The following is a 12,163-nucleotide window of genomic DNA, read 5'->3' on the forward strand; positions in this document are numbered from 1 at the left end:
CCGGGGGATGCGCACGCCCCGGTAAGGGAAACGCCTCCATCCGGTCTGTTCCGGGGCGGCGTGGTATAATATCTATCTGTATTATACCAAAGGTACCGAAAGAGCTCAACACTTCTGCGGCAGGAGAAACAGGGGCGCAGGAGACACAGGAAAAATTGGGACATACGGAGAAACTGAAATTTTTTGAACGACAGCGGGGACTTCTTCTGAATTCACGCGTACGGCCTCTTCGCAGACCGGTGTGTGCTTCCGGCGGACTGATTTTTAGTCCGTCCGGAAGCACACGCCTGTCAGAGAAGGGACGAACGGCGGAATCAGAAGAAGTCCCCGCGTCCGTTAAAACAGAATCTTATTTTCTCTTCACATGGAAGGCTCCCATACCGGGATATACTGCCGCAGCGCCCAGCTCTTCTTCAATGCGCAGAAGCTGATTATATTTCTCCACGCGCTCAGAACGGCTGGGAGCGCCGGTCTTGATCTGGCAGGTGTTCAGAGCCACGGCCAGATCTGCGATGGTTGTGTCTCCGGTCTCGCCGGAACGGTGGGAGGAAATGGCAGTGTAGCCGGCCTGATGGGCCATTTTGATGGCTTCCAGGGTTTCAGATACGGAGCCGATCTGGTTGAGCTTAATCAGGATGGAGTTGCCGCAGCCCAGGGCAATTCCTTTAGAGAGACGTTCGGTATTGGTTACAAAGAGGTCATCTCCCACCAGCTGAACCTTACCGCCAAGCTCCCGGGTCAGAAGCTGCCAGCCTTCCCAGTCCTCCTCGTCGAGGGCGTCCTCGATGGAGATGATGGGATATTTTTCTACCAGCTGTTTCCAGTGCTCAATCAGTGTCTTAGAGGTAAAGCGGGTGCCGGCTTTCGGAAGGATGTACTCGCCCTTCTTTTCTCCTTTCCATTCGCTGGAAGCGGCGTCCATGGCCAGCATAAAGTCCCTTCCCGGCTCGTATCCGGCTTTCTCCACAGCCTTCAGGATATAGGAAATGGCTTCCTCATCGCTGGCCAGATTGGGAGCGAAGCCGCCTTCGTCGCCCACGGAGGTGGCCAGGCCCTCGGATTTCAGAATGGCTGCCAGGGCATGGAAGACTTCGGCGCACCAGCGCAGAGCTTCCTTAAAGCTGGGAGCGCCCACGGGCATAATCATAAATTCCTGCACATCTACGGTGTTGGCCGCGTGCGCGCCTCCGTTTAAAATATTCATCATGGGTACCGGGAGACGGTTTCCGGAGATGCCGCCCAGGAAGCGGTAAAGCGGAATGCCGAGAGCGGCGGAGGCGGCTCTTGCCGCGGCGATGGAGACGGCAAGGATGGCGTTTGCGCCAAGCCGTGACTTGTCCTTTGTGCCGTCGGCCGCTATCATGGCTTTATCCACGGCATAGATGTCAGAAGCATCCATGCCGGTGATGGTATCTCTGATGATGGTGTTAATGTTTTCCACGGCCTTTGTGACGCCCTTGCCCAGGTAGCGTCCTTTATCACCGTCACGGAGCTCCAGAGCCTCAAACTCACCGGTGGAGGCGCCGCTGGGAGCCGCGCCTCGGGCAGTCGTGCCGTCGGCCAGAGTGACCTCAGCTTCAACCGTGGGATTGCCCCTGGAGTCCAGAATTTCTCTTCCGATAACTTTTTCGATCTGTAAATAGTCCATTGTGATAATCTCCTTCCATATTTCTGGCAGAGCATCCCGGGAACCCCCGCGCCGCCTCTTCTGCCTGTTCCGGGCAGAAGGCGGCGCGGGTACTGTTCCCGTCCGGCGCATGGGGCGCCTTTGCAGCAGCCTGCGCCGCATGATGGATCAGGGGATAGAGTATGCCAGGGGCTTATGGAGCACCCTGGAGTATCTATCATATCCTGTCATGGATCTGGAAAGATAAGCCGGTCTTTCCGAAAGGAGTCTGCCGTTATTCACATGAAGTTAGATAATACTAACTACAAACATAATAACAAACGGAAGACAGAAAGTCAATGCGCCGGACGCTGCCATTTGGGAGTATTATTGACAAAAATTATCGATCTCATAACAGAATCAAAACGGAAGAAAAAAGACAGAAAAAAGAAGGACAGCGGAAAAACGCTGTCCTTCGAAGGCGTCGGAATTCCGGGAAGGAGCAGAATTCAAAAAAGAATCAAAACTCCGGAAAGGCGTCAGCTCTCTGTATAGACGGCCCGGACGGTGGTGTCCTCTTCCAGCCGCACCTGGATGCTGGCGCTGTCCTGGCTTCCTTCTATAATTGAGCCGCCTTCGATTTCCCAGTGGTCGAAGGCCGCTCCGTCTGTTTCCTGCGCAGTCAGGGTCACAGGGTAGTCCGTGTAATAGCGTCCCTGCCAGCTGCCGTCCATAAGATCCAGATCCAGCGTGTTCAGCGACACTGCTCCGCCGTTTTCCGCCGACAGGCTCAGTGTCACAAGCTCTCCTGTGAGCCCAAAATGCTCCGCCAGGCAGGGGATGATGGAATCAAAGCGGTTTTCAAAGAAAAGACGCAGTTCCTCCACCTGCTCAGAGAAGGTCTGATCCTGGAGATTGGTGTTCCAGCGCTCCCAGCTCAGCTCGGCCCAGGAGGAATACTGTTCTTCGATTTCATCGAGAAGGGCCAGCACCCGGTCTGGCCGGAAATTTTCGTTGGCCATGTCCAAAAAGGTCAGAACAAACTGTCGGCGGAAATCGGCGTTTTTCATCAGGGCAGGCATGGGCTTGTCGTCCAGATAGCCGGAAGAGGCATAGACGGCATGTTCCGTGAAAGAATCCATGGACCAGGCCCCGCTGTCTGCGTATACTGTGCCTGCAGCCAGGGAATCGTCCAGGTCGTAAAGCATCCAGCGCCATTTTCCGTCGCTGTATTCCATGTTTTCAGGAAGAGCAGTCTCTGTGCTGCCGTCGGACTTCCAGGTATACACATTATTCTCCAGCGGCTTGTTGTCGGTATTGGCGATATAGATATTTACGCACATCCAGTCTATGAAGCTCTGCATATCCATCTGTTCCAGAAGGCCCTCGTAAACTTCCGGGTCATCCAGATCCTCCCGATCAAGATAGTCCCGCAGAGCCCGGTAGCTTTCGATTTCTTCCTCTACACCGTCCGCCACGTAGCGGGTGTCTTTGATAAGAGTGGATTCTTCCGGCGAGGCGTCGTAGCGGCCTTCCAGATATTCTGAGGAATAGCGTTCCATCAGGTAATACATTCCCCAGTATTCTCCGTTTAGAAAGACCTGGCAGGGGATGTATTCCTGGACGGCGGCTTCCCGATCTTCCACCAGAGAGAAGAAAAACACCTTTTTCGGTGTTTTGCTGTTGTTCAGAATCAGACTGTCATAGGAAATTCCCGTGTCAAAGAGAACCGGATCAAAGCTTTCTTTTTCATACCGTTTCCGGGAGTAGAGCGTAAAGCTCTTCTGGGGAAAGCTGCGGGACTCGTTTCCACGGATGCGGATTCCGCAGGACTGATTCAGCAGAGCGTCTCCGTACACAGAATAAAGTTCCAGATGAGCGGGACGCTCGGAGGACATGCCTTCCAGATAATAATGCGTATAATCCATCAGCTCAATCCAGCTTAAGCCTTCATAGATCAGGCCGGCTTCCAGGGCTTCCTCGTAAAGAGAACCGCGCACGTAGATGCCTTCCTCCTGGGAAAACAGATTCTCCGGGTCGGTGACAAGAGAGAGGACGGCGGCATTCTCGTAGCCTTCCTTTTCGTCAAAATCGATAAAATAGGTGCAGGTCACAGTACCGCTGCGGTTTCCTTCTCCATCAAAAGCGGCAGCCCGCACAACGGCAGCCTTGTCCACAGGGGTATCCGGAATCTCGTAATTCCGGTCAGAGGTGGTGATGTTTTCCAGGGCAGACCATACGTTGGGAGATGAGCTGGGGTCAGTGAGAATCAGAGGCTCTGTATAGAGAGGGGAATCTTCTGTGGGTTCGCTTCCATCCAGTGTATAGCGGATGGAGAGGCCTTCCGCGGCAGTCAAAGTGACCTCTACGCTGTCCTCATAAAAACCGCCGGGAGTCAGGAAAACAGGGTCCTCCAGAATGGCTGAGGCGGAAGCGTTGGAAAGACCGGGAGAGGGAGAAAGCTGCCCGTAGCTGTCTCCTCCGTCTTCTGTGGCGGCATAGACGGCGCCGGGACTGATGGAGGCGGGAACGTAAACAGAGTCAATGGTATGGGCGGATTCTGTGCCGTCTTCCAGCTCGCAGACCCAGGTAAGCATAATAACCTCTTCTTCGGAAAGGCCGAAAGCAACAGAAGGCGTGCCTTCCGGGGCGGAATCCCCCTCGCCGGCAGCATAGATGATATAATAGCCTCCCGGCTCAATCTCTCCTTCCGGGAGAGCGGCCTGCAGCGGATCTCCGGCATCATCGGACAGATAGAGTCCTTCCAGGGAAACGGCCTGGGAGGTGGGATTGTAAAGTTCAATGTAATCCTCGTAGGTGACGGAATCCCCTTCCGTGGTGCCGGGGCTGATGGTGCAGACTTCGTTGATGCGCAGAGAAAGAACCGGATCGGTGTAAAGACCGTTTTCATACTTCCGGAAAACAAAAAAGAGCAGAACCAGAAAAAGACCCGCTGTAAAAAGACGGGCCCATAACAAGGCGTGTTTTCTGACGGAAAAAAACTTCATTCTGTCTCCTCCTTGTCGAACAGAAGTACTTCTCCTTCCCGAAGGGCGTACCAGACAGAACCGCCCTTTTCCAGACGGGCCTTTCCGGCAGTGCCTTCCGTGACAGCGCCGGTAAAGGTTTCAAAATGGGATTCCGGCACGAGTACTTCCAGCAAAACGGAATCCGTATAGGAGGAGGACAGAACCGGAAGCTGATTCTGTCCAATCAGGTACTGTATTTTTCCGATATCTCCATAGTCGGAATGAATTTCCAGGCGTATTCCCTTCTGCCGATCCAGAATGACGGAAGCTTTCAGAGCCTCCTGTACGGCGCCCGAATAGGCGCGGACCAGTCCGCCGGTGCCAAGAAGGGTGCCGCCGAAATAGCGGGTGACGACAACACAGGTATCGTGAATATCTTCGCCCAGAAGCACGTCCAGCATGGGGCGTCCGGCAGTTCCGGCAGGCTCTCCGTCGTCGCTGCAGCGCGTCAGCTGATGGCGGCTGCCGATGGTAAAAGCCGTGCAGTTGTGTCTGGCGTCCCAATACTGCTTTTTGATCTGCTCTATAAAGCGCTGGGCTTCTTCTTCAGATTTGACAGGGGAGACAGTGGCGATGAAACGGGATTTCTTCTCGATCAGTTCTCCTGCTCCGCCCTGCCAGGTAAAACGGTATGATTCAGGCATTTATCTGTGATTCCTTTCAGGACGCCTGCATGTCCTCCTTTGTCATTATGTCGTCTACGATCTCCAGCAGACACACGGGCGTCACAGCGTTTGTGATAAGCCGGCGGAGCAGCTGACGGGCCCGCGTTTCCGAATCGGAAACAGGGGGAGTGCTTGCGCTTTCTTCCACTCCGGGATGTTCTGACAGGGATTTTTTGACGCAGATCCGGTAAAGGGGAGCGGCCGCAGGGGACGCTTCTTCCTCGATCAGGTAGTACTTCAGATTCAGCAGGGTTCCTTTTTCATCAGTGACAGTCCGGGTTTCAATTAGAAATTCCTTTTGCATCATACTCTCCTTTGGCTGTATTGACATGCCGCCTTCTGTTCTGAGGCAGAATATCCGATTTCAGAGAGTATTATACAGGATGGCCGCTGAAAAGACTGTCGAAAGCTGTCGGAGGTCCAAAATTTCAAAAAGCCGGCGCCCTCCGGCGCGCCGATGCTACGGTCAGTATAGAATGAAGGAAGGCTTTTTGTCAACCGAGGACAGGGCAAAATGCTTAAGAAATGCTGATGAAACTGTGAAATTTTAATTTTCTCTTTATTCCTTGGTAAGTTTTTGCTATAATGAAACGATGTAGAGGAGGAAAGAAAATGAATTATGGAAAACGCGGAACTTCTAAAAAGCAGAAGTCCATGCACTCCAAAGCTACAAAGGTAAGTAAAAAAGCAAGTGTGATATTTATAAAAGCATTTCTGATTTGTATGCTGGCTGTGGTGGTTATCGGCGCCTGCGCGGGCATCGGGATCATGAAAGGCGTGATTGACAACGCGCCGGATATCGACAGCACCAGTGTAATTCCGAGAGGCTACAAGTCTGTGATGCTGGATTCGGAAGGAAATACGATGGCGGAGCTTGTCACGGCCGGTTCGAACCGTGTATGGGCCGACATTGAAGATATTCCGGAGCATGTACAGTGGGCCTTTATCGATATCGAGGACGAGCGTTTCTACGAGCATAACGGTATCGACTTAAGAGGTATCGCCCGGGCGGCCGCGACGGCTGTGGCTACAGGCTTTAAGAGGACGGAGGGCGCCAGCACCATCACCCAGCAGCTTCTGAAGAACAGCGTGTTTGATTTCATGAGCGAAGATACCTTCGTGGAGAAGGTAGAGCGTAAGCTTCAGGAGCAGTATCTGGCGCTGGAGCTGGAAAAAATCATGTCCAAGGAAGAAATTCTGGAAGCTTATCTGAATACCATCAACCTGGGGCAGAATACCCTGGGCATACAGGCCGCGTCAAACAGATATTTTAATAAAGACGTGGGAGAGCTGACCATTTCCGAGGCGGCGGTGATTGCCGCTATTACCCAGAATCCCAGCAGATACAATCCGATCAGCCATCCGGAGGATAATGCGTCCAGACGGGAGCTGGTTCTGGATTCCATGCTGAGGAACGGACATATTACCCAGGATGAGTATAATGAGGCTCTGGCTGACGACGTGTATGAGCGCATTCAGGTGACCAATGAAAGCACCGGTACCGCAGAAGTGTACTCCTATTATGTTGACGCTACCATCGAGGCAGTCATTGCGGACCTGCAGGAGATAAAAGGATATACTTCCCAGCAGGCCTATAACCTGGTTTACAATGGCGGACTGACCATCGAGACGGCGCAGGACCCGGAGATTCAGGCAATCATGGACGAGGAGACCTCGGACCCTGAGAACTATCCTGATAATGTGAAGTACGGCCTGGAGTACGCGCTGACTGTTGTAAAGGAAGACGGGGAGCAGATCAATTACAGCAAGGAAATGATGGAAAAATATTTCCAGGAAAATGAATATGCTGATTTTGAGCTGCTGTTTGACAGCGAGGAAGACGCCATGGCGCATGTCGAAGCCTATAAGGCGTCTGTGGTAGAAGAAGGAGATACGGTTTACGAGAGTATTGATATTACCATTCAGCCGCAGATTTCCATGGTAGTTATGGATCAGGCTACCGGCTATGTGAAGGGAATCGTGGGCGGCCGCGGCGAGAAGACAGCCAGCCTGTCCCTGAACAGAGCGACGGATACCACCCGTCAGCCGGGTTCTACTTTCAAGATTGTATCCACCTATGCTCCGGCGCTGGATTCCGCGGGCATGACCCTGGCATCCACCCAGTATGACGCTCCGTATTATTACGATGAAGGCAAGGGAAAAGAGGTGCGCAACGCCGACCGTTCCTACAGCGGCTGGACCTCATACCGGGAAGCGATCCGGAGATCGATCAATATTGTGGCGGTAAAGACGCTGACGGATATCACGCCGGAGCTGGGAGCCACTTATGTGCAGAACTTTGGCATTACGACTCTCCAGACAGAACTGGATTCTGGAGGAAACGGCGATGTGGGCCAGGCTATGGCTCTGGGCGGACTGACGAACGGCGTCAAAAATGTGGAGCTGACTGCTGCCTTTGCCACCATTGCCAACGGAGGCGTATATACGGAGCCGGTGTTCTATACAAGAATTCTCGATCACGATGGGAATGTACTGATTGATAATACCGTTTCCACCACCAGAACCGTCCTGAAGGATACGACAGCCTGGCTTCTGACGAATGCCATGCAGGATGTAGTAACCAGCGGAACGGGTACGAGAGCGAACTTCTCCGGCATGACCATTGCCGGAAAGACCGGTACGACTACTTCAAACACTAATGTATGGTTCGTAGGCTATACGCCGTATTATACGGCGGGCGTCTGGGCAGGCTATGACAACAACCACAGCCTGAGCAGCAGCGCGGGCGAGACCCGGTATCATCTGAATATCTGGCGTGAAGTCATGTCCCGGATTCACGAAAATCTGGATAACAAGAGCTTTGAGATGCCTTCCGGCATTACCAGCGCCACCGTCTGCTCGGCGTCCGGCAAGCTGCCGATTCCGGGTATCTGCGACGGCATGATGAGGACGGAATATTTTGCTGAGGGTACGACTCCCACCGAGTACTGCGACGTGCATGTGACCGGGGAGGCCTGCGTGGAGAGCGGCGCGCTTGCCACGGATACCTGTCCGACCCATGAATTCCGTATTATTACGCTGATTCCGGAGGACAACAATGTATCCGGCTCGCCGCTTGTGGCTAAGCCCTGCAGTCTGCATCCGGGCAATCTGATCGGCACGGTGATCAGCCCGCTTTCGGGCGACACCTCCGCTTTAAACAGCAGCGCGGAGATCAATGCAGACGGGCAGGCCACTGCGGAAGTACAGACAGATCCCACGGCGGAGATTAATACAGGACAGTAACAATGACAGAATTATTAGTCAGAAAATTTGTTAAAAATTATCAGAATACAGATGACAGCAGAGTGCGCACAGATTATGGCGTTCTGACAAGCGTTGTGGGAATTCTGTGCAACGTACTGCTGTTTGCGGGAAAGCTGGCGGTCGGCATGGTGATGCGAAGCGTCTCCGTTATGGCGGACGCATTCAATAACCTGTCCGACGCTGCCTCTTCTGTGATTGGCTTTGTAGGGGTGAAGATGGCCGGAAAGCCGGCGGACAGAGAGCATCCCTTCGGCCATGGAAGAATTGAGTATATCGCGGCTCTTGTGGTGGCTTTTCTGGTTATACAGGTGGGCCTGACCTTTTTTAAAAGCTCCCTGGATAAAATCCGCCATCCAGAGGACTTGAGCTTTGATTTGGTGTCCATGCTGATTCTGACAGCCTCTGTGGCTGTGAAGCTGTGGCTTGGGCGCTTTAACAAGGCACTGGGGAAACGAATCAATTCCAGCGTGATGCAGGCCGCGGCTGCGGACGCGCTGGGCGATGTGGTCACAACTCTGGCTACAATGGGATCGATTCTCTTCTTTCATTTTACGCAGATTAATATCGACGGCTTTGTGGGCCTTCTGGTCTCTCTGGTGGTCATGTGGGCCGGCATCGGCATCGCCCGCGATACCCTGGAACCGCTGATCGGACAGCCGGTAGATCCGAAGCTGTACCGGGAAATTTCAGAATTTGTGGAAAGCTACGATGGGATTCTGGGGAGCCACGATCTGATTGTGCACAATTACGGGCCTACCCGGAGCCTGGCTTCCATTCACGCAGAGGTGCCCAATGATGTGGACATCGAGACCTCTCATGAGATCATTGACCGGATAGAACGGGACGCTGCCAGGAAGCTTGGTATCTTTCTGGTGATTCATATGGACCCGGTGGCGGTCAGGGATGAGCGTGTGACAGAGCTGAAAGAACAGGTGACGGCGGAGCTGAAAAAGATTGATGAAAGGCTGTCTCTGCATGATTTCCGCATTGTGGATGGAGAGCAGCAGATTAACCTGATTTTTGACGTGGTGGTGCCGCATTCCTACAGTGATAAAGACATGACGCAGCTTCATCTGGATATCGTAGAGAAAGTCAGCGGTCTGGACCCCCGTTATCAGTGTGTGGTTACGTTGGAAAACGGATATATCGCGGAAGATTCCTGAGACGATTGGTTTTCTGGCGGCATAGCGGAAAAGAATAGCAACAAAGAATTTCAAAAAAATAAAAAAAATTTAAAAAAAGTACTTGCATTTGAGATAAAGCTATGCTACAATAACATTCGCTGAAAACAAAGGGCTATCGCCAAACGGTAAGGCAACGGACTCTGACTCCGTCATTTCAAGGTTCGAATCCTTGTAGCCCTGCTCATGACGCTCCGGTGAAGATACACCGGAGCGTCTTTGTGTCTTGAAATAAAATAAAAAATAAGAGTGCAAAATGGAAAGAAAAATGATATACTGGGACAGGAGCATGATATAAGCTTGTAAAAATAAATCTGCAGTTTTTACAGCCAGTGGACGGGAACAGAGTCACCGGCTGTTTTCTGTCACTCAGGGAGGAAAAATATGTACTCATTTGACAGCTTCGTCCGGTACAGCGAGGTGGGCGAAGATAAAAAGCTGACGCTGGATGGGATTATCAACTACTTTCAGGATTGCAGCACTTTTCAGTCCGAGGAGCTCCAGGTGGGAGTGGAAAGACTGGAAGCTCTTCAGAGAGTGTGGGTGCTGTCCTCCTGGCAGATAGTAGTCGACAGGTATCCGGCCCTGTGTGAAAAAATACGCATTTCCACCTGGCCCTATCAGTTTCAGGGATTTCTGGGCTGGCGTAATTTTACGATGACGGACGGGGACGGAAAGCTGCTGGCCTGGGCCAACAGCCTGTGGACCTTCCTGGATACGCAGACAGGCAGGCCCGCGCGGGTTCCGGAAGAGATTGAAAAAGCGTATACATTGGAAGAGAAGCTGGATATGGAGTATGCTTCCAGAAAGGTTCCCATGCCGGCGGAAGGGAAGGCGGGAGAACCCTTCTCGGTCCAGAAGCATCATCTGGACACCAATCATCATGTAAATAACGGCCAGTACATTCAGATGGCCAGAGAATATGTGCCGGAGGAATTTACAATCCGGCAGATGCGGGCAGAGTATAAGAAATCGGCGCTGCTGGGAGACGTGATTTATCCGGTGACGGCTTCCGGTGACGGCAGGTATACGATAGGGCTGTGCAGCGAAGCGGGAAAACCCTACGCGGTAGTGGAACTCTCCTGAAGCACCCGGAGAGATACGAAAGGAAATGAGAAATGATTGAGCTTGGTAAAAAGCAGGAACTGACTGTCATAAAGAAGACAGATTTTGGCATATATCTTGGAGAGGAGCCGGGAGCGGCGGAGCGGGTGCTCCTTCCGAAAAAGCAGGTTCCGGAGGGAACGGCAGCCGGAGATAAGCTTACGGTTTTCGTCTACCGGGATTCCAAAGACAGACTGATCTGCACCACCCAGGAACCTAAGGTGCAGCTGGGAGGTCTGGCGGTGCTGAAAGTGGTTCAGGTGGGGAAAATCGGCGCGTTTCTGGACTGGGGTCTGGAGAAGGATCTCCTTCTTCCGTTCCGTCAGCAGACGCGGCGGGTAAGGGAAGGAGACCAGGTCCTGGCTGCGCTGTATATTGACAAGAGCAGCCGCCTCTGCGCCACCATGAACGTTTATGAGTACCTGGAGACACAGTCGCCCTATCAGAAGGAGGACCGGGTCCGGGGAACGGTTTATGAGATCAGCCGGGAGTTCGGAGCCTTTGTGGCGGTAGACAACCGGTATTCCGGACTGATTCCCAGAAAGGACTTTCATGGGGACGCCTCCATCGGCGACGTGGTGGAAGCGCGGGTGACAGCGGTTCATGAAGATGGAAAACTGGATTTAAGCATCCGGGAAAAGGCGTATCTCCAGATGGACCAGGATGCGCAGACGGTACTGAAGGTCATCGATGAATTTGACGGCGTGCTGCCCTTCAATGACAAGGCATCTCCGGAGGTCATTGAGCGGGAGCTGAAACTCAGTAAAAATGCTTTTAAAAGGGCAGTGGGACGGCTCCTGAAAGAAGGCAAAATAGAAATAACAGAGAAGAGTATCCGCCGCAAATCATAAAAAAGTACCAAAATTTGAAAATTTGAAAAAAATCTCTTTCCAAAGCCGTAGTTAGCGGTTATAATGGGGAAGAAGAAAGGAGTGAATAAAAGATGAAAGTTCAGAATATCACTGACATCGATAAGTTCTTCAAGGTAGTTGACAGCTGCAAGGGTAAGGTTGAGCTGGTTACAGGTGAAGGCGACAGACTGAATCTGAAGTCAAAGCTTTCTCAGTACGTATCCATGGCAAATATCTTTTCCAACGGCGAGATTCCGGAGCTGGAGATTATCGCTTACGAGAAGGAAGATATCGATAAATTAGTTTCATTTATGATTAATGGTTAAGTAAAACGAGGTAAAGGTTCCCGGAGGGAGCAGTTACCTCGTTTTCGATCTGAAGAAGATAGGAAGATTATGAAATACACCGCGGCCTTCTCTGACGCTCCATTCGCAGATAATGTTTGCAGATGGTATTAGCA

General features: G+C 52.3%; 9 protein-coding genes and 1 tRNA gene. 6 read left to right on the forward strand and 4 right to left on the reverse strand.

Features of this window, described 5'->3' with window-relative positions; translation table 11 throughout:
• Positions 1-349: 349 nt before the first annotated feature.
• From eno to B5E82_RS03670, 4 genes are all read right to left on the reverse strand, one after another.
• Complete coding sequence (gene eno / locus B5E82_RS03655; RefSeq protein ID WP_087306035.1) at positions 350-1,648, reverse strand: phosphopyruvate hydratase; 1,299 nt, start codon at positions 1,646-1,648, stop codon at positions 350-352.
• A gap of 497 nt (positions 1,649-2,145) precedes the next feature.
• Positions 2,146-4,614, reverse strand: a complete 2,469-nt coding sequence (locus tag B5E82_RS03660; protein WP_087306036.1) for a CotH kinase family protein — start codon at positions 4,612-4,614, stop codon at positions 2,146-2,148.
• Positions 4,611-5,279 carry a YigZ family protein gene (locus tag B5E82_RS03665; protein ID WP_087306037.1) on the reverse strand — a complete coding sequence of 223 codons (669 nt, stop codon included), beginning with the start codon at positions 5,277-5,279 and terminating at the stop codon, positions 4,611-4,613. The genes B5E82_RS03660 and B5E82_RS03665 overlap by 4 nt, the downstream gene beginning before the upstream one ends.
• A 16-nt stretch (positions 5,280-5,295) precedes the next feature.
• A complete protein-coding gene (locus tag B5E82_RS03670; RefSeq protein WP_140393079.1) occupies positions 5,296-5,607 on the reverse strand; it encodes a DUF6514 family protein in 312 nt (103 codons plus the stop codon).
• A gap of 305 nt (positions 5,608-5,912) precedes the next feature.
• On the opposite strand from B5E82_RS03670, the gene B5E82_RS03675 reads away from it, so the two are divergent.
• The 6 genes from B5E82_RS03675 to B5E82_RS03700 all read left to right on the forward strand — a co-directional run bounded on the left by B5E82_RS03675 (position 5,913) and on the right by B5E82_RS03700 (position 12,029).
• A complete protein-coding gene (locus B5E82_RS03675) occupies positions 5,913-8,546 on the forward strand; it encodes a transglycosylase domain-containing protein (RefSeq protein WP_162610697.1) in 2,634 nt (877 codons plus the stop codon).
• A 2-nt stretch (positions 8,547-8,548) separates the two neighbouring features.
• The gene (locus B5E82_RS03680; RefSeq protein ID WP_087306040.1) at positions 8,549-9,730 is read left to right on the forward strand and encodes a cation diffusion facilitator family transporter; all 1,182 of its coding nucleotides are present in this window, start codon (positions 8,549-8,551) and stop codon (positions 9,728-9,730) included.
• Between the two features lie 129 nt (positions 9,731-9,859).
• A tRNA-Gln gene (locus B5E82_RS03685) sits at positions 9,860-9,931 on the forward strand.
• Between the two features lie 201 nt (positions 9,932-10,132).
• Positions 10,133-10,834, forward strand: a complete 702-nt coding sequence (locus B5E82_RS03690; RefSeq protein ID WP_087306041.1) for an acyl-[acyl-carrier-protein] thioesterase — start codon at positions 10,133-10,135, stop codon at positions 10,832-10,834.
• Positions 10,835-10,866: 32 nt separating this feature from the next.
• Positions 10,867-11,703, forward strand: coding sequence for a CvfB family protein (locus tag B5E82_RS03695; protein WP_087306042.1), 837 nt, complete (start codon positions 10,867-10,869; stop codon positions 11,701-11,703).
• Between the two features lie 92 nt (positions 11,704-11,795).
• Positions 11,796-12,029, forward strand: a complete 234-nt coding sequence (locus B5E82_RS03700; protein WP_087163641.1) for a polya polymerase — start codon at positions 11,796-11,798, stop codon at positions 12,027-12,029.
• Positions 12,030-12,163: the final 134 nt, after the last annotated feature.

It is taken from the genome of Lachnoclostridium sp. An138 (assembly GCF_002160765.1).
GTDB lineage: Bacteria > Bacillota > Clostridia > Lachnospirales > Lachnospiraceae > Laedolimicola > Laedolimicola faecalis.